This is a genomic window from Maricaulis sp. ABE4_448 (assembly GCF_056160825.1).
The window spans coordinates 27,045-45,135 of sequence record NZ_JBSWXX010000001.1 but is presented as its reverse complement, the minus strand read 5'-3'; the positions used below and the strand labels follow the sequence as shown (position 1 = coordinate 45,135).

Annotated in this window: 16 protein-coding genes; 9 read left to right on the top strand and 7 right to left on the bottom strand. The window is 64.8% G+C overall.

The features are described 5' to 3' along the window. Nucleotides 1-8 precede the first annotated feature (8 nt). The 3 genes from ACXAJV_RS00220 to ACXAJV_RS00210 form a co-directional block, all read right to left on the bottom strand. Complete coding sequence (locus ACXAJV_RS00220; protein WP_475080578.1) at nucleotides 9-635, bottom strand: hypothetical protein; 627 nt, start codon at nucleotides 633-635, stop codon at nucleotides 9-11. 188 nt (nucleotides 636-823) lie between these two features. After that, the gene (locus tag ACXAJV_RS00215) at nucleotides 824-2,683 is read right to left on the bottom strand and encodes a DUF885 domain-containing protein (RefSeq protein WP_475080575.1); all 1,860 of its coding nucleotides are present in this window, start codon (nucleotides 2,681-2,683) and stop codon (nucleotides 824-826) included. An 88-nt stretch (nucleotides 2,684-2,771) separates the two neighbouring features. Further along, entirely contained in the window at nucleotides 2,772-3,641 is an 870-nt protein-coding gene (locus ACXAJV_RS00210; protein ID WP_475080572.1) for an SDR family oxidoreductase, read from the bottom strand. Nucleotides 3,642-3,929: 288 nt separating this feature from the next. On the opposite strand from ACXAJV_RS00210, the gene sdhC reads away from it, so the two are divergent. The 4 genes from sdhC to ACXAJV_RS00190 are packed head-to-tail and all read left to right on the top strand — an operon-like array spanning nucleotide 3,930 to nucleotide 7,297. Further along, the gene (gene sdhC / locus ACXAJV_RS00205; RefSeq protein ID WP_475080570.1) at nucleotides 3,930-4,322 is read left to right on the top strand and encodes a succinate dehydrogenase, cytochrome b556 subunit; all 393 of its coding nucleotides are present in this window, start codon (nucleotides 3,930-3,932) and stop codon (nucleotides 4,320-4,322) included. Between the two features lie 2 nt (nucleotides 4,323-4,324). Beyond that, nucleotides 4,325-4,702, top strand: coding sequence for a succinate dehydrogenase, hydrophobic membrane anchor protein (gene sdhD / locus ACXAJV_RS00200; RefSeq protein WP_475080568.1), 378 nt, complete (start codon nucleotides 4,325-4,327; stop codon nucleotides 4,700-4,702). Nucleotides 4,703-4,717: 15 nt separating this feature from the next. Further along, a complete protein-coding gene (sdhA, locus tag ACXAJV_RS00195) occupies nucleotides 4,718-6,505 on the top strand; it encodes a succinate dehydrogenase flavoprotein subunit (RefSeq protein WP_475080566.1) in 1,788 nt (595 codons plus the stop codon). 12 nt (nucleotides 6,506-6,517) lie between these two features. After that, nucleotides 6,518-7,297, top strand: a complete 780-nt coding sequence (locus tag ACXAJV_RS00190; RefSeq protein ID WP_475080564.1) for a succinate dehydrogenase iron-sulfur subunit — start codon at nucleotides 6,518-6,520, stop codon at nucleotides 7,295-7,297. A gap of 312 nt (nucleotides 7,298-7,609) precedes the next feature. On the opposite strand, the gene ACXAJV_RS00185 is transcribed toward ACXAJV_RS00190, so the two are convergent. After that, the gene (locus ACXAJV_RS00185; RefSeq protein ID WP_475080561.1) at nucleotides 7,610-8,458 is read right to left on the bottom strand and encodes a 1-acyl-sn-glycerol-3-phosphate acyltransferase; all 849 of its coding nucleotides are present in this window, start codon (nucleotides 8,456-8,458) and stop codon (nucleotides 7,610-7,612) included. Between the two features lie 145 nt (nucleotides 8,459-8,603). On the opposite strand from ACXAJV_RS00185, the gene ACXAJV_RS00180 reads away from it, so the two are divergent. Continuing rightward, nucleotides 8,604-9,257: a hypothetical protein gene (locus ACXAJV_RS00180; protein WP_475080558.1), complete on the top strand. Its 654-nt coding sequence runs from the start codon at nucleotides 8,604-8,606 to the stop codon at nucleotides 9,255-9,257. A 110-nt stretch (nucleotides 9,258-9,367) separates the two neighbouring features. Then, nucleotides 9,368-9,715, top strand: coding sequence for an ArsR/SmtB family transcription factor (locus tag ACXAJV_RS00175; protein ID WP_475080555.1), 348 nt, complete (start codon nucleotides 9,368-9,370; stop codon nucleotides 9,713-9,715). A gap of 117 nt (nucleotides 9,716-9,832) precedes the next feature. Here the strand turns inward: ACXAJV_RS00175 and ACXAJV_RS00170 are convergent, their stop codons facing one another. Together ACXAJV_RS00170 and ACXAJV_RS00165 are read right to left on the bottom strand one after the other, a co-directional pair. Next, a complete protein-coding gene (locus ACXAJV_RS00170) occupies nucleotides 9,833-10,564 on the bottom strand; it encodes a hypothetical protein (RefSeq protein ID WP_475080552.1) in 732 nt (243 codons plus the stop codon). A 135-nt stretch (nucleotides 10,565-10,699) separates the two neighbouring features. Further along, on the bottom strand, nucleotides 10,700-14,131 hold the full coding sequence (locus tag ACXAJV_RS00165) for an autotransporter family protein (protein WP_475080549.1): 3,432 nt from the start codon (nucleotides 14,129-14,131) through the stop codon (nucleotides 10,700-10,702). A 200-nt stretch (nucleotides 14,132-14,331) separates the two neighbouring features. Here ACXAJV_RS00165 and ACXAJV_RS00160 point away from each other — a divergent pair, with 200 nt between their 5' ends. Then, on the top strand, nucleotides 14,332-15,831 hold the full coding sequence (locus ACXAJV_RS00160) for a CoA-acylating methylmalonate-semialdehyde dehydrogenase (protein ID WP_475080546.1): 1,500 nt from the start codon (nucleotides 14,332-14,334) through the stop codon (nucleotides 15,829-15,831). A gap of 19 nt (nucleotides 15,832-15,850) precedes the next feature. On the opposite strand, the gene ACXAJV_RS00155 is transcribed toward ACXAJV_RS00160, so the two are convergent. Beyond that, the gene (locus ACXAJV_RS00155) at nucleotides 15,851-16,237 is read right to left on the bottom strand and encodes a hypothetical protein (protein ID WP_475080543.1); all 387 of its coding nucleotides are present in this window, start codon (nucleotides 16,235-16,237) and stop codon (nucleotides 15,851-15,853) included. Nucleotides 16,238-16,496: 259 nt separating this feature from the next. On the opposite strand from ACXAJV_RS00155, the gene ACXAJV_RS00150 reads away from it, so the two are divergent. Together ACXAJV_RS00150 and ACXAJV_RS00145 are read left to right on the top strand one after the other, a co-directional pair. Then, entirely contained in the window at nucleotides 16,497-17,639 is a 1,143-nt protein-coding gene (locus tag ACXAJV_RS00150) for an iron-containing alcohol dehydrogenase (protein ID WP_475080540.1), read from the top strand. Further along, nucleotides 17,636-18,064, top strand: a complete 429-nt coding sequence (locus ACXAJV_RS00145) for an acyl-CoA thioesterase (protein WP_475080538.1) — start codon at nucleotides 17,636-17,638, stop codon at nucleotides 18,062-18,064. Before ACXAJV_RS00150 ends, ACXAJV_RS00145 begins: the two co-directional genes overlap by 4 nt. Nucleotides 18,065-18,091 lie beyond the last annotated feature (27 nt).

Here is an 18,091-nt window from a genome sequence, read left to right as displayed (position 1 = left end):
CGGGCCCCTCAGCCTCGTCCTGAAAACAGCCGCCGCGCCCCCTCGCCCGTCAGCACCGCCCAGACGCCCAGGAGGGTGTGATAGATGTGCCAGTTGGCCAGGCCCAGCGTAGTGGCCTCGCGGCTGCCGCCGATCACCAGGGAGGCAAAGGCCAGAAGGCCGAAGGCGGCCAGCCAGACCAGGCCCGCCGGCCAGTCGCGCCGTGTCAGCAGCGCGCCCGCGCCGGCCAGACCGATCAGAAGGGCGAGGGCGGGCAGGGCGCCGAGGAGGCTATCCGAGCCGGGGAAGGCCAGCAGGAAGGCGATGAAGACGGGAATGCCCATGCGGATATAGCGCGTCACGCCCGCGGGAAGCCGGACGCGGAAAGCGGTGAGGGCGAGACCGGTCGCGATCAGCAGAAGCCCGGCGGCGGCCGCATAGCTGCTGGCGATGCTGTGCGCTGCTGCCAGCGGGCCGTCGACCTCGCCCGAGGCAAAGCGCACTGTGCCGACAAGGGCGGCCAGCGTCATCAGCACCAGCCCCATCCGGATCATCCGCACCTCGCCATGCCGCCGCTGCGGCCACAGGCGCCAGAGGCCGGCGATGACGCCGATGACGACGAGAAAGTCTGTGAGGGCAAAGGCGAGATTGGTCATTGAGGCCTCTCAGATGTCATCCCGGCCGGATAGCCCGCGCAGGCGGGCTGGAGAGCCGGGACCCATACGCGCCGATATTGCTCGAAAGCAGGCTCAATGTTCGCGCGATATGGATCGGCACCGGGATTATGGGTCCCGGACTTGCGCCCGGCCTGCGCCGGGCATCCATCCGGGATGACAAAGCGCACCTACTCCTCGTTCAGCGCGGCGGCTTCGTCCTCGATCCAGGCGAGCATTTTCTCTTCCAGTGCGGAGAGCGGCATGGCGCCGTCGCGCAGGAGGGTGTCGTGGAATTCGCGGATGTCGAAATCGGCGCCCAGGCGTTCCTCGGCCTGGCGGCGCAGATCGCGCATCAGCAGTTCGCCGGACTTGTAGGCCAGGGCCTGGCCGGGCCAGGAGATATAGCGCTGCACTTCGGTGCGGATATTGTGCGGGGCGAGGGCGGAGTTCTCCAGGAAGCAGGCCTCGGCCTGTTCGCGGGTCCAGCCCATATAGTGGATGCCGGTATCGACCACGAGGCGGCAGGCGCGCCACATCTCATAGGTCAGCCGGCCGAAATCCTCGTAGGGCGTGGTGTAGAGGCCCATATCGATGGCCAGATTCTCGGTATACAGGCCCCAGCCCTCGCCGAAGGCGGTGATATAGGTGTTTCGGCGGAAGTCCGGCACGTCCTCCAGTTCCGCGGCAATCGAGATCTGGTGGTGATGGCCCGGCACGGCCTCGTGCACGGTCAGCGCCGGCAGGGTGTAGAGCGGGCGCTGGGAGAGGTCATAGGTGTTGACCATATAGCCGCCGGCGACGCCATTCTCGATATCGCCGCCCCAGTAGCGGCCGGTCGTATAGGTCGGTGCCATCGTGTCCGGTACCGGACGCACGCCATAGGGCAGGCGTGGCAGGTGGCCGAAGAAGCGCGGCATCTCGTCATCGGCCCGCTTGGCGATCCAGGCGGCGTGCATCAGCAGCTCTTCCGGCGTCTCGGCGTAGAATTGCGGGTCGGTGCGCAGGAAGTGCAGGAATTCCGCGAACGTGCCTTCGAAACCGCTCTCGGCAATGACGGCGTCCATCTCTTCGCGGATGCGGGCGACTTCGGCCAGGCCGCGCTGATGAACCTCTTCCGGCGAGGTATCCAGCGTCGTGTGATAGCGCACCAGGGTCTGGTAGAATTCGCGGCCCTGCGGCACTTCGGAAATGCCCAGGCTTTCGCGGGTCTGCGGTATATAGGTGTCGCGGAAATAGGCGAGCAGGGTTTCATAGGCCGGCAGGGCGGCCTCGGCGATGGCGGTTTCGGCTTCGCTGCGCAGACGGTCACGTTCGCCATCATCCATGCCGGCCGGCAGCGCATCGATCGGAGCGATCAGGATGCCCGACAGCGTGTCGGCATCGGTCAGCGCCTCGATCTGCGAGGCGGCCAGCTCGGCGATCAGGCGCGGCTGGGTGAAGCCGTCTTCCAGACCCTGATTCATCCAGTCGATATTGGCTTGGAAATAGTCCGGCAGGTTGTGCAGGCGGGCGATCCACGCCTCGCCCTGCTCGACCGTGCGCGGCCGCGCCGATGCGGCGGCATAGGTCGGCGCGGTGAAGAAGCCGCTATCGTTCAGGAAGGGTGTGCGGGCGGTGTTGAAGGGCGCCAGCTCGACGCTGAAACGCAGCGAATAGTCCAGCACGTCGTAGGAAACACGGTCATTGCGGCCAAGGCCGGCACGGTCGATCGCTTCCAGCCGTTCCAGAAAGGCCGCTTCCTGCGCGGTTTCCTCGGCCTGGCGTTCCGCGGACACGTCCGGCCACCGGCTCATTGCGTCCAGATCGCCGTCGCGGGCCCGGCGGCTCAGGCTGTTTTCACGCTGGAAGGCTTCATAATCCTCGACAAGGGCGGCAAAGGCTTCACTGGCGGCCGGATCGGCGGCGGGCGCCGTTTCCGGTGTGGCGGTGTCCTGCCGGGCGGCTGCGGCGGCATTCGCCTCCGGCGTCAGGGAGCCTGCATCATTGCAGGCGGCAATCACCAAAATGGAGGCGCCGGCCAGCGCCGCTCGAACGACCGGATGTGTCATGAACTCTCTCCCCTGCCGGAGCCCGGCCGAATGCGGGCGCCGTGCGCAGCATGACGCGCGCCCTCCCCCGGAGCAAGCAAAGCGCGCGCTAGCGGTATTTGCGCTGCAGGCCGACGCGTTTGGCGACCATGTTGTTTACCAGCCGGTCGGGCAGGAGTTTGGGTAGCGACCAGTTGGTCAGCCGCTGGGGCACGATGGCATAGCGAAAGCGCGGCTTGTCCTGGGTCAGCGACCGGAAGACACGGTCGGCGATCTTTTCCGGCGGGAAACCCTCCGGCCCGTTCTTGGCCATCCAGCCGCGAATGCGGAGCAGGGCCTCATAAAAGCGTGTCTCGCGATAGGGCTCGGCGTCGATTTCCTCGGCCTTGGCCCAGATCGGCGTTGCGACCGCACCCGGCCCCAGGACTACAAGCTCGATGCCGTAGAGCATGAGCTCGCGGCGCAGGGATTTCGAAAGGCCTTCAAGCGCGTGCTTGGAGGCCGAATAAGGCCCGAGGAAAGGCGCACCCATCTCACCTGCCATCGACGACATCATGACGATCCTGCCCGGTCCACCTTCCAGGCTTTCATCCACGCCAAGCAAGGGGCCGAAGGCTTGGGTCACGCGGACAATACCCGTGACGTTGACGTCCATCTGGTGCTGGAACTCCTCCAGCGGCACGTTGAGCATCGGGCCGGCCACCGCGATACCGGCATTATTGACCAGCCCGTCCAGCGTGCGTCCGGCGAGTGCCGTGCGGACGGTCTGCGCGGCAGCCTCTACGGTGGCGGTGTCGGTGACATCCATGATCAGCGGCACAACGGCATCGCCCAGCTCGGCAGTCAGCCGTTCGGCATCGGCGGTCTTGCGCACGCCGGCAAAGACCCGCCAGCCTTCGGCGGCGAGCCGGGCCGCGCAGGCATGACCAATCCCGGTCGATGCGCCGGTGACGACGGCGGTGCGTTGTGATGTCGGCATGAATGTCTCCCTCATTGTTCATCAAACTAAACCGGAAAGCGCAGAATTCCATACTCCATCGTCAATGGCCGGGATGCGCCGGCCGGCGCCATACGGGTTGTTCGGAATGGTGTTTCCATGAGAACGATTCCGAACAACCCGCCAGAATGTCTGGATGTTGTCAGCGGTAAGCGTTGCACGCGTTGACCCTGACACTTTGCGGCCTATTGTGCTGCACAATTACTGACATACCGCTTCGACGGGGGCGTCGGACGCGGCTTATCCGGATAGTTATCGAAAGGCTGCCTCATGGCTTCCGACTGGTCTGATCCGCGTCCCATGTCGCCGCACCTGCAGGTCTGGCGCTGGCACGCGACGATGGCGTCGTCCATCCTCCACCGCGCAACCGGGATCGCCAATTATATCGGCGCCGTCGCCATTTCCGTCTGGATCATCCTGCTGGCTTTCGGGGCCGAGGATGCGGTGGCCTTCCTGTTCGAGGGTTGGATGGCCTGGGTGACGCGCTTCGGGCTGATCATCCTGACCTATTGCATCAGCTATCACTGGCTGAACGGGCTGCGCCACCTGGTCTGGGATTTCGGCAAGGGCTACGACCCGGCCGGTTCCAATCTGCGCTCCTACCTGATCATCATTGCCGCCGTCATTCCGACGGCCCTTCTCTGGCTGAACCTGGGAGCGTGAGCATGAGCGATTATCGTACGCCCGCCTCGAAGGTCCGCGGTCTCGGCGCATCCGGGCACGGCGCCAGCCACTGGATTTCCCACCGGATCACCGCGATCGCGCTGTTCTTCCTGGCGCCGGTCTTCGTGTGGATGCTGGCCATGTCCGGCGCGCCGGACCCGCTGGCCACGCGCGCCTTCCTGGCCTCGCCGGCCGGCGCTCTTGTCACCCTGCTGACCCTGACCGCCGGGCTCGCCCACATGCGTACCGGTATGCTGGAAGTGATCGAGGACTATATCCACAAGCCCTTCACCAAGACGCTGCTGGTGCTGGGCAACACTTTCATCGCGGCCGGGCTGTGGCTGATCACGGCCTTCGCCCTTCTCAAGCTCGCTCTGTAACGGACACGAAACACGATGGCCGAATACAACTGGATCGATCACACCTATGACGTCGTGGTCGTCGGCGCCGGCGGCTCGGGCCTCCGCGCTGCCCTGGGCGCCTCGCAGGCCGGTCTGAAGACTGCCTGCATCACCAAGGTCTTCCCGACCCGCTCGCACACCGTCGCGGCGCAGGGCGGCATCTCCGCCTCGCTGGGCAATATGGGCGAGGATGACTGGCGCTGGCACATGTACGACACCGTCAAAGGGTCGGACTGGCTGGGCGACCAGGACTCGATCGAATATCTGTGCCGCAACGCGCCGGAAGCCGTGTACGAGCTGGAACACTGGGGCGTGCCCTTCTCGCGCACCGAGGACGGCAAGATCTATCAGCGCGCCTTCGGCGGCATGACCCGCAATTACGGCGAAGGCCCGGTGCAGCGCACCTGCGCCGCCGCCGACCGCACCGGTCACGCCATCCTGCACACGCTGTACGGCCAGTCCGTGCGCAACGAGACCGAATTCTTCATCGAGTATTTCGCCCTCGACCTGATCATGGACGATGAGGGCGCCTGCCGCGGCATCACCGCCTGGAAGCTGGATGATGGCACGCTGCACCGTTTCCGCGCCCAGACCGTGATCCTGGCAACGGGCGGCTATGGCCGCGCCTATTTCTCGGCCACGTCCGCACACACGTGCACGGGCGACGGCAATGCCATGGTGTTGCGCGCCGGCCTGCCGCTGCAGGACATGGAATTCGTGCAATTCCACCCGACCGGCATTTACGGCGCCGGCTGCCTGATCACCGAGGGCGCCCGCGGCGAAGGCGGCTATCTGACGAATTCGGAAGGCGAGCGCTTCATGGAGCGCTATGCGCCCTCCGCGAAAGACCTGGCCTCCCGTGATGTCGTCTCGCGCTCGATGACGATGGAAATCCGCGAAGGCCGCGGTGTCGGTGCCGGCAAGGATCACATCCACCTGCACCTGGATCACCTCGATCCGGACATCCTGCACGAGCGTCTGCCGGGCATTTCCGAAAGCGCGCGCATCTTCGCCGGTGTCGACGTGACCAAGGAGCCGATCCCGGTCCTGCCGACCGTGCACTACAATATGGGCGGCATCCCGACCAATTATCACGGCGAGGTGCTCACCAAGGTGGGCGACGATCCCGATGCGGTCGTGCCGGGCCTGATGGCTGTCGGCGAAGCGGCCTGCGTGTCGGTGCACGGCGCCAACCGCCTGGGCTCCAACTCGCTGATCGACCTCGTGGTGTTCGGCCGCGCGGCCGGCCTGCGCGTCGGTGAGACGGTGACGGCGGGCGCGACCCAGAAGGAGCTGACGGCCACGGACGGCCAGATCTCGCTGGATCGTCTCGACAAGTACCGCAATGCCAAGGGCGGCACGCCGACCGCCAAGCTGCGTCTCGAGATGCAGCGCGCGATGCAGAACAACTGCGCCGTTTTCCGGACCGGCGAAGTCCTCAATGAGGGCGTCGAGGCGATCAAGCAGGTCTATACCGGCCTGCCGGACATCTCGGTCACCGACCGCACCATGATCTGGAACACGGATCTGATGGAGACCCTGGAGCTGGACAATCTGGTCAGCCAGGCCGCGGTGACGGTGAACGGTGCGGCCAATCGCGAGGAAAGCCGCGGCGCCCATGCCCGCGAGGACTTCCCGGACCGCAATGACGAGACCTGGATGAAGCACACGCTCGCCTGGTGCGACGACACGGGCAATGTGAAGATCGACTACCGCCCGGTGCACACCTACACGATGTCCAACGACATCGCGTATATCGAACCCAAAGCGCGCGTCTATTAAGGGGATAACTCGATGGTTCAGCTGACACTTCCCCGCGGTTCCCAGCCCAAGAAGGGCAAGACCCACGCGGCACCGGATGGCGCCAGGAATACGCGCAGCTTCCGCATCTACCGCTATGACCCGGAAGCGGGCGGCAATCCGACCTGGGACACCTATAAGGTGGACATGGATGATTGCGGGCCGATGGTTCTCGACGCCCTGATCTGGATCAAGAACAATGTCGACTCGACGCTGGCCTTCCGCCGGTCCTGCCGCGAGGGCGTGTGCGGCTCCTGCTCGATGAATATCGGCGGGCGCAACACCATCGCCTGCACCTCGGGCATCGACGAGTATAACGGCACGATCACCATCTCGCCGCTGCCCCACCAGCCGGTGGTGCGCGATCTGGTGCCCGACCTCACCGATTTCTATGCCCAGCACGCGGCCATCAAGCCCTATCTGAAGACCGATACACCGGCACCGGAAAAGGAATGGCAGCAGAGCCCGGAAGACCGCGAACAGCTGGACGGGCTTTATGAGTGCATCATGTGCGCCTCGTGCTCCACGGCCTGCCCGTCCTACTGGTGGAATGGCGACAAGTATTACGGCCCGGCCGCCCTGCTGCAGGCCTATCGCTGGCTGGCCGACAGCCGCGACGAAGCCAAGGGCGAGCGCCTGGACGATCTCAACGACCCGTTCAAGCTCTATCGCTGCCACACGATCATGAATTGCGCCCAGGTCTGCCCCAAGGGTCTCAACCCGGCCAAGGCGATCGGCGAGATCAAGAAGATGATGGTGGAACGGGAAGGCTGACCGTTTCGAACATCGCCGCGAACATTCAACCCCGCCGGTCCCGCCGGCGGGGTTTCTTGTATTCCGTCAGACCTGTAGCTGGCCGCTGGCAGTACGCCCCCCGGGCGCAAGGCCAAGGTTGTCTGGCAAGGGTCGAATGACGTGGCGATCAACCGGTTATCGGGCGAATAGGCGGGTGCTCTGGCATTCTCGCGATGGTCGGACTATAATACCGCAGTGAGGACGAGCCTTTCGGCCCGCCCTCTTTCCTAGATCATGATGAAGACCCGGAAACGCACTAGCCAGGTGGTCCGGGTCTTTTTCATGTGTCCCCTATGAGCCCCACGCCATCTGTTCGCAGATGCCCCGGAACATCCGGGTCACCTGGGCATCGGTACCGTCATCCTTGCCGACGGTGATGGGCCGGCCGAATTGCAGGCGGTACTTCGATCGCCGCTTGTCGATCAGGCCCTGGAAGACGGTCATGTCCTTGAGCTCCTCATTCACCTGCGACAGGGCGTAGTAGAGGACCGGCATGCGCTGGCGTACGGCCAGCGGCACCACGGGGGCGTTGAACTTGCGGGCCAGGCTGATCGCCGTGGGATGCCAGGGCTTTTCCATCAGACGCCACTTCGCCCAGCTCCATTCCGACATGCGGCCGGAGGGGAAGATCACGATGCAGCGGCCCTCCTTGAAGGCCTCCATCGCCCGGCGCAGCACATCACGGCTCTGCATGCGCGAGCGCTGGGTGTCACGCCACTCCACCGGAATGATGCGATCTTCCAGACCGGGACAGACCCGCAGGGCGTCGCGATTGGCGAAGTAGAGCATGTCGGGGCGGCGGGCTTTCAGTGCGTCCCACAGGGCGATCCCGTCGGCAATCCCGCCGGGATGATTGGCCACGACGACGCAGGCGCCTTCGGCGGGCACATGGTCCAGCCCGTCAGTGTGTACGGCCAGGTCGAGATAGTCCGAGGCCCAGTCGAGGCAGTCCGTGCCGGGCAGGTCCGCGATGGCATCGGCCATGTGTACGGCGCGCCGGTAACCCAGGAGCGGGTAGCCGATCGACTTGATGACCGGCCAGAGCGGTGTGCCGATGAGGCGCGGTGCCCGCTCTTCGATCAGCGCATCGACGACATGGCGGGCATCTTCGGGCAGAGGGGAGTCGGGGCTGGAGTCCATGACTTCACGAAAGCGCCGAACGCGATCCGGTGCAATGGAAAATGCCGTTCACATCCCAGAGGGTTAACGTGCCGTTTACGAATTGGCCCGGGGCTTGCGACCGTCGTGTCAGGGATTAACCCCTTGTTCACGAACGGGACACGCCATGACCGCAACCCTGATCCTGCCGGCCGGCCAGATGCGCAAGCTGGGTGCACGCCGCGCCCGCATACAGGACGATGTTACGGCCGATTATCTGGCAATGGTGGTCAAGCCGGGCGACCGGACGATCCAGATCGGCGCAAGCGATCTGGGTGCGGTCTGCCTGCAGCGCGGAGCGCGTCACGAGATCGTGGCGCCGGTTTCTGCCATCGAGTCCCTGCAAACGGTCTGCGACCGCCGGGGTATTTCCGCTGACGCCCTGCGCGGCGGGCTGGCAGCCCGGACGAGTGGCGATAATCGCCCGATCGATGTGGCGATCTTCGGTGCGGAGATCGGCTTTCCGGCGATGGCGGCCAACTGGCGTCATGTGTCCTCATCCATGCGCCAAGGGGGTGTGCTGATCCTGGTCGGGGCGGAACGGGGCGCCGGTGCGCGGCTGGCCGATGCGCTGGCGATGGACGAGGCCTGGGTGCTGCAGGAACGCCGGTGCGGTGATGCATCGGTCTTCCGCAAGGCCATGCCGGTCGACACGGCCCGCACGATGCAGACCTTGTCGGCTGCCGGCCGGCCGGGGCGCCGGGCGCGCGGCGTCAGCCGTTTCCCGCTGGCCGGTCTGTTCGACCGCTTCCGCCGGCCCGCCTCGCAGCAGGCGCGCTGACACCTTCCCGTCCGGGTTCGCAAAATTCGCCCGGACGTTGATATGCGTTGTCGCAAAACTTTCACCGAACCTGAATGGAGCGGTCACGGACGCGGTCTAACCCGGTCTTCATGACTGCTCGTGATGCTGTTTCCGGCTTTGCCGCCCTGTCCCATCCCGTCCGCCTCGCCCTGTTCCGCACCCTGTGCGATCAGGCTCCGCAGCGCGCGTCAGCGGGCGAGCTGGCGCATGGTTTCGACATTCCGCCCTCGACCATGACCGGACATCTGCAAACGCTCGAACGTGCCGGTCTGATCAAGGCCGAGCGCCGCTCCCGTTTCATGCTCTACTCGCTGAACCCGGAAGGCACACGCCGTCTGGTGCGCTATTTTGTCGACGAGTGCTGTCACGCGCGCCCCGAACTGACCGGCACCGATGATGAGGCCGCTGCAGCGGCCGCGCTGATGGAAGCGTCCTGACGCGGGTAGGGCTTTGCGCTCCCGGGGCTGCCAACAGTTTTCCCAGTCTGCCTTCGCGAAAGCGCGACCGCAAAAACGGGTGCCGGCCCGCCTGGAGCCGGTCCGGTCCCGATTGAACTAGCCGCTGCGCCCTCCACCAGGGCGTTGGCCTCCGCCCCGGCCCCGGCCTCCGCCATTGCCGCGCCGGCCGCCCTCACCTGGTCGGATGCCCTCGCCGGAAGCCCGGAGATAGGGGGCGCATTCCGGCCCGGCTTCACCGGCTGGCAGAGGCGTGAGTGAAAAGCTTGTGGCGCGCGCTTCCGCCGCCTCGATCCCGGCCTCACCCAGCCGGTCGGCGATGCGGGCTTCGACGGCATCGTCCAGACGGTCCAGGCCGTACATGCGTTCGCGTGCATTGCTGCGATAGACAGCCGCCCAATACGCCGCTTCGGCAATGGCTTCATCTGTCCCGGATTCGAAATGCGCTTCCGCGAGACCGGCTTGCGCTGCGGGCCATCCAGCCTGTGCCGCTGCGGTCATGCGCTCGAAGCCTTCCACGCGATAATCAGCGCGCAGCACGTCCGGTGTCTCGTCCGAACGCGACAGACGCAGGGCGCTGTAGCCTGCGAGATATTGTGCGATCTCGAACCCCTCGCCGCGTGTCGCAACACAACGCAGGGCAGGCAGTGCTTCGGCGTAGCGGCCTTCGTCGACCAGACTTGCGGCCTGTGTGAAGCCATCGGCGTGGCCGCCCCTGGCATCCCCGCCCGGCCCGCCATTTCCGGGGCCGCCGCGCTGCGGGCGGTCGCCCGACGCACAAGCGGCGAGAACGATCAGGGCGAGCGGGGCAAGTCGTGTAAATGGCGGCAAGAGCGCGTTCTCCGGAAACGGGGGATTTGATCTCCAACGCAGCCGACGAAAAAATCCGTCGCACAGCCCGGACGTGCCGCACAAAAAAGCCCCGGCCCTTGCGGGGCCGGGGCTCTTCTGACGATCGGGAGTGGATCAGAACGGCATGGAGTAGGAGAGCGTCGCTCCCTGAACATCCAGATAGTCGCGATTCAGCTCCGTTTGATAGGCGATCGAGAGTGTCGAACCATTGTTGAACTCGTGCTCGACACCGAAGCTCGCCTCAATCCAGAACGTGTCGAGCGAGATATCACCGGCGGTTCCGAAGTTGACTGAGGGCGCCGCTGTGAAAGCTGCGCTGTAGTACTCGCTGCCATCGCCCAGTTCCTGGGCCACGCCGAGATAGGCGATCGGCCGCCAGTTGGAAGCGCTCAGAACGACTGCCGTGCCCAGCCGGGCAATGAGGCTGTCGGCATCGCGTGCCGCGACATTGAGGCTGGCGGCTCCAGCCTGGGTGGTGAAGGCGTCGAAATCGAAGGACGCGTACTCCAGGCTGGCGGTCGGGATGAACCGCGTGTCGGCATCCGCGCCGGACAGGTCATACTCGAAGGTGATGCCGCCACCGGTGCTGGTCGCGTCGTGCCGCGCTGTCGAACCGGTACCCAGCCCACCAAGACTGACGGTACGGATGGCTTCGTTCTCGATCTCGGCGGTGTTCAGGAAGCCCGTGACAGAGATCCGGTCGCCGCGATAGCTGGCGAAGGCGGAGATTTGTGCCGTCTCGGAATCCGCCCGGACCCGTCCGAGCGTATCCGGCGCGTCCGACTCACTGTTTGCCAGGCCCACGGCAAGGCCGGCTGACCAGCCGGAGCCGAGTGTGGCTTCCATACCGAGCAAGGTGAAATGGCCATTGAGGTCGGTTTCGCCGGTGCCGTAGATCAGCTCGGCGGTGCCGTGCAGCAAGCCGATATCACCGAAGAAACGGACGCCGTTTTCCCGTTCCGAGCCGCCTTCACCGGCGCCCAGAACACGCCGGAAGAGCGACTTGGCGCCGCCGAGCGACTGTGTGTCGGCAAATCCGTTGACTTGCCGTTCTGCTGCGTTGAGCGCTGTGTTCAGCTCGCCGGCCGTGCCGCCGAAATGGCCGCCCAGCTGACCCATCAGCGCCGAATTCAGCGCGCCGACATGCGTGCGGGCGGTGCGGTCGAACATGACCGCCTCATAGGGTGCCAGCGAGTCGAATGAGCTGCTCAGCGCGCTGCCGCTGAGAAGATCGAGCGGGCCGTAAAGATCAGCCAGCGCATCGTAGTCGGTGTCGCGGGCACCATCGAGTGCGCCGGCCAGATTGGCCTGGAAGTGGTTGGTGAAATTGGTCTGGGTGAAGTAGTCATCCGCCTGCAGCGTAAAGCTGGCCTGGCCGTTGGAATAGGTCACAACGGGACGCAGGACACCCGGCAGGTCGATGGCCTGGAATGCGCCGATCGTGGTGCCGGCCACCGACAGGAAGGTGCCGCCATCGCCGTAGCGGGGCAAGGCTCCGCCCAAAGGTGCAAAGCCGAGGCCGCCGGCCAGCGAGGCATTGCCGTTAACGCGCAGCAGGTCGGTATTGTTGGCGTCGTACTCGATTACGAGCAGGCCGGCCGAGGACTGCACATAGTCACCGTCAATGCTGAGCGTTCCGGTGTCGCCGACTGCGCCCGGATTGACCGTCCCGGCGATATTGAACACCGTCCCGCTCTGGAAGGTGAGATTGCCCTGCAGCAAATTCGGCTCGAACAGGGTGATGAGGCCGGACCCGGTCAGCTGCCCGCCCCACAGGACGAGTTCGCGTGACAGGAGATCGCCGTCGACATTCAGTCCGCCGGCGAAGACCTCGGTGTTAATCAGCGAGAACATCCGGTAGCCGTCGGCGATGTCCAGCGACGCACCGCTGCCGCGAATGGTCAGCTTGTCGATCTCGACATTCATGTCGAGTGTCGTCGTGCCCGCCGCATCCAGAGTGACCTCGAAGAACTGGGCCGGGTTCTCGAACTCGGTCCCGATGAGGCCGTAGAAATTGTCAGGCACGAAACCGGTCGAGCCCGGGCCGGTCGGTGCTCCGAGCGGCGCGCTGTCGCCATTCGCAACCACCGCGCCAGCTGTCCGGCGGCCCAGTTGCCCCGAAGCGTCCGCGACATGCCCGCTGGCGGTCATGTCAGCGATCAGCGATTGGGCGCCGGAAGTCCCGCTGGCTGCGTCATCGCCGCCATCATGCGTGGTGACATCCGTGTCGAAGACAGTGCCCCAGATCGGCCGGGTGCCGTCGACGCCCTCTTCCGGCGTGCCCGGAAGGCCGTTCACGATCTCGCCATCGCGATAGATGAAATAGTTCGGATCGAGCGTCTGGACCCAGCGTGAAGCATCGCTCCACACACCATTGCCCTCGACGGCAGAGACATACTTGTAGGGATTGTTCTGGGAAATGAAGTCGTGCACCGAGAACAGCGGGTTGTAGTAGCTCACATCGCCATAGGTCTGGCCCGCAGCGCTGAAGAAGCCGGGCAGGAAGCCGCCCGACAGCACACCGAGGATCAGCGGGTTGCCATAGATGTTCATCGCCATCAGCGGGCCGCCGGAATCGCCCCCGGCAGTTGCCGCTTCATTGTCGAGTGCGTCACCCGGGAAATAGTCGATGCTCGGGCCGGGCAGGATCACGGTGTCGTCGTCCATGAGCACGCCGGAGAACCCGTCCCAGTCTGAGCAGGTAATGCTGCCGTCAAAGCCGAAAACCGGGTCCGGGCCGCGCGTACACTCGCCTGTCCGTCCGGGCAGGTCGAAATCGGTCCAGTAGAGGAGTTGATTGCCCGCGGCGGAGGGATCGCCGGCGCCTTCATTCTGGGCGAGCGCCTGGAAGAAGTCGCTCTGCGAGGCGAGCAGGCCGAGCATGTTTTCCCCGGCACGGCGCTTGCCATTGATGCCGCCCGCGTCTGTGGAGCCCGGGTGGAAGGTGCCATAGCCGATCTGGTTGACCAGAACGCCGTCTTCCAGAACCTCGTTCGGGATCGGGCTGAACAGCATGCCATAGGTCGGCAGGGTGTAGAGCGGATCCAGCAGGGCCAGCATTGCGACGTCCGATGCCGGGAAACCGAGCCCGTCAACCGCGCCGTCCGGATGCACGATCGTGTCGACGGCAAACGTCATGCCATTGAGATCGTCGATGAACTGGTTGTCGGTTCCGATCCAGTTGAGCAGGGCGTCGAACGTGTCGGGCCCGTAGGCGACGATCGGCACGAAACTGCCACCGAAGCCGTAAACTTCGGAGCTGAAGTCGTTGAAGCAGTGGGCGGCTGACAGAACGGTCCGGGCGTTGACCAGAGAGCCTGTGCAATTGAAAATGATCGAGCCCGAGGTCTGATCCCACAGATAGATCTGGACCACCCCGTCCCAACCGATCGCAAAGTCCTGGGCCCCTTCGTCGCCGACATCGTCGCGATAGGGAATCGCGCTGGCCGGAGCGATGGCAGTGGCCGCACAGGCAGCGGCGAGTGCGACGGCCGAGGCGGTGGAAGTCATCAGCGACCGCCAGGACCGGGTGCTCGAATTTGTCATTATGTCTATCCCCTCAGATTGATTGCGCGTGGTTTGCGCATTGCGGACCAGATTAGAAACCCGGGCGCAAAACGCAACCAACCTGTTCTCACGCCACCATCGGCACGTGCCTGCCTCGACACGTCCGCCTGCGCATACTAAGTCAGCGCCAGAACGGACGGCGGCAGACCGCCCGGCATCCATCCATCGGGAGCGAGATCATGACGCGTGAAATTCACCACTTCATCGACGGCAAGACCTTCAAGGGGTCGTCCGGCCAGTATGGCGACGTGTTCAATCCGAACACGGGCGAGGTGCAGGCACGCGTCCAGTTTGCCACACCCGGCGAGGTCGCCAAGGCTGTCGAGACCGCCAAGGCCGCCCAGATCGAGTGGGCCGCGATGAATCCGCAGCGCCGTGCCCGCGTGCTGATGACCTACAAGTCGCTGGTCGAAGCGGAGATGGATGAGCTGGCCCTTCTCCTTTCTTCCGAGCATGGCAAGGTGATCGCGGATGCCAAGGGCGACCTGATCCGCGGCCTGGAAGTGATCGAGTTCGCCTGCGGTGTGCCGCACCTGATGAAGGGCGAATACACCGAAAGCGCGGGTACGGGGATCGACGTCTATTCCATGCGCCAGCCGCTCGGCGTGGTCGCCGGCATTTCGCCGTTCAACTTCCCGGCCATGATCCCGATGTGGTTCATGGGCATGGCGCTGGCCACCGGCAATGCCATGATCCTGAAACCGTCCGAGAAAGACCCGTCCGTGCCGGTGCGCCTGGCCGAGCTGATGATCGAGGCCGGCCTGCCCGAGGGTGTGCTGCAGGTCGTTCATGGCGACAAGAGCGCGGTCGACGCGCTGCTGCACAATGACGACATCAAGGCGGTGTCCTTCGTCGGCTCGTCGAACATCGCCCACTACATCGCCCGCACCTGTGCCGAGCAGGGCAAGCGCTTCCAGGCGATGGGCGGTGCCAAGAACCACGGCATCATTATGCCGGACGCCGACATGGACCAGGTCGTCAACGACTTCCTCGGTGCTGCTTTTGGTTCGGCCGGCGAACGCTGCATGGCGCTGCCGGTTGCCGTGCCGGTTGGCAAGGATACCGCCGACGCGTTTGTCGCGCGCATCAGGGAAGAGGCCGCCAAGCTTCGTGTCGGCGTGTCGACGGATGCGGACGCGCATTACGGTCCGGTCGTCTCCTCGGCCCACCGCGCCTCGATCGAGAAATGGATCCAGACAGGTGTCGACGAAGGCGCCGAGCTGTTGCTCGATGGCCGCGGGTTCGAGCTGCAGGGCCACGAAAACGGCTTTTTCATCGGGCCGAGCCTGTTCGACCATGTGAAGCCGTCCATGACGTCCTACCAGGAAGAGATTTTCGGGCCGGTGCTGCAGGTCGTGCGTGCTGACAGCCTGGACGAGGCGGCGCACCTGCCGTCGGAGCACCAGTACGGCAATGGCGTGGCGATCTTCACCCGCAACGGTCTGGCCGCGCGCGAGTTTGCCAAGAAGGTCCAGGTCGGCATGGTCGGCATCAATGTGCCGATCCCGGTGCCGGTGGCCTATCACTCCTTCGGCGGCTGGAAGCGCTCGGCCTTTACCGACACCAACCAGTACGGCACGGATGGCATCCGCTTCTTCACCAAGATCAAGACGGTGACCCAGCGCTGGCCCACCGGCGATATCGGTGACCAGGCTTTCGTTATCCCGACGATGAACTGATCCGGCTTGCGCGGGCGCCTTAACAGGCGTCCGCGCTGCTTTGTGCCCGTAGCCAGTCCAGCGCTTCTGCACGTCCTGTGAAATAGCCGGCGGCGTCCGGAAGCTCGCCGACATGGTCGCGCACACGCGCGAAATAGGTCTCTGTCCAGCGCGTCGGACAAACGTAGGCGACAGGCACGCTCGTGCCGATTGCGAGCAGGAAGCTCTCGATCAATTCGCCGGAGAGAAGGGGAGAGACCTGGCGTTCGGTATCGCTGCTGTCGGCGAGGATGGCGGCGACTTCGCCAGCCTCGACCATTTCACGCACCCGTTCCGTTGCCCAGCCGGCCTCGCGCCGCGTTACAAACCCGTCTGACAGGATTTCTGCAAAACGCCCGTTCTCAATCAGGTTCACCCTGATCGTCATACTACTACACCCGTACACTTGTTATTTTTCTCAAGTCTGGAGGCTACGAACCGTGTTCACGCCTCTCCAGTATTTCAAAATTAGCCGCGCCGGCTGGAGCGGAAAGGCCCACACCGCTTCTTCGAAGTGATCATCAAGAGTTCGCGAAAACAGGACCTTGCGCGCGAATGCTTCCATCCGGTATTGCCAAGCGCGTGCTGAGGTTCGACCATGTGATCCTTCGCGGCATACCGTTAACTGTAACAGGGAGTTGCCAGTCATGGCATCCTTCGATTTCCGCACCGTTCCGCACATTCATTCGGGCCCGGGCTCGGCCGGCCGTCTGGCCGGTATCGCGGCACCGCTGATCGGTGCGCGAAAGCGGATTTTCCTGGTTACCGACAAGGGCGTGCGCAGTCTTGGACTGCTTGATGCGGCGGTTGCCGGGTTGGAAGAGGCAGACCTCACGGTCGCGATAGACGACAGCGTCGTCGCCGACCCGCCGGAAGACCGGGTTCTCGCCACGGTTAATGCGGCGCGCGAATTCGGTGCGGAACTGGTGATCGGTTTCGGCGGCGGGTCGTCCATGGATACCGCCAAGCTGGTCGCGTTGCTGCTGGGCACGGACCAGCCCTTGGCCGACATGTACGGCGTCAACAAAGTGCGCGGCAGCCGTCTGCCGCTGATCCTGATCCCGACCACCGCAGGCACGGGCTCCGAAGTCACGCCGATCTCGGTGGTGACGGTGGGCGAGACGTCGAAGATGGGTGTCAATGATCCCGCGCTCTATGCCGATCTCGCCGTGCTGGATGCCGCGCTGACCTATGGCCTGCCGCGGGCCGTGACGGCCGCGACCGGTATCGACGCCATGGTCCACTGTATCGAGGCCTATACCTCGAAGATCGAGAAGAATCCGATTTCCGACGCCCTGGCCCTGGCGGGCCTGAAAAAGCTGCATGGCGCAATCGAGCGCGCCTGCGCGGACGGCCAGGACACTCAGGCGCGCGAGGACATGCTGCTGGGTGCCCTGCTGGCCGGGCAGGCCTTTGCCAATGCGCCTGTGGGCGCCGTGCATGCGCTGGCCTATCCGCTGGGCGGGATATTCCACGTGCCGCATGGGCTCTCCAACTCGCTGATGTTGCCGCCGGTGCTGCGCTACAATGCCGATATCGCCGATCCGCTCTATGCCGAGATGTCGGCGCATATCGGCCTGAAAAACCCCGGCGCGGCGGCCCTTGTGGAGGAGATGGAGCGCATCGCGGACGCCGTGAAGATCGAGACAAGGCTGAGCCAGGTCGGCGTCAGTCACCATGATCTGCCGCGCCTGGCCGAGGACGCGATGAAGGTACAGCGCCTGCTGGTCAATAATCCGCGCGAGATGACGCTCGATGCCGCCCGTGCCTGCTATGAGGCCGTGCTGTGACCGAGAAACGCGCCCGCAAGGCCTATCCGCGCGCCCGGCCGATCCCGACGCGTTGGGCCGACAATGACATCTACGGCCACGTCAATAATGCGGCCTATTACGGCTTCTTCGACACAGCGGTGAACTGTTTCCTGATCGAGGAAGCCGGCCTGGATATCCATGGTGGCAGCGTTATCGGCCTCGTCGTCGAGACCGGCTGCAACTATTTCGCGGCGCTGGCCTATCCGGAGACGGTGGAAGCGGGTGTGCGCGTGGCGCGGATCGGCAATTCCTCGGTGACCTACCAGATCGGCCTGTTCCGGGAGGGTGAGGACGAGCCGGCGGCCCAGGGGCATTTCGTCCACGTCTATGTCGATCGCGACACCCGCCGCCCGGTCAGCCTGCCCGACAAGATGCGCCAGGCCCTGGAGACGATTCATGCGTGAGGTTGAGCGGCCGGCCTGGCTGTGGGC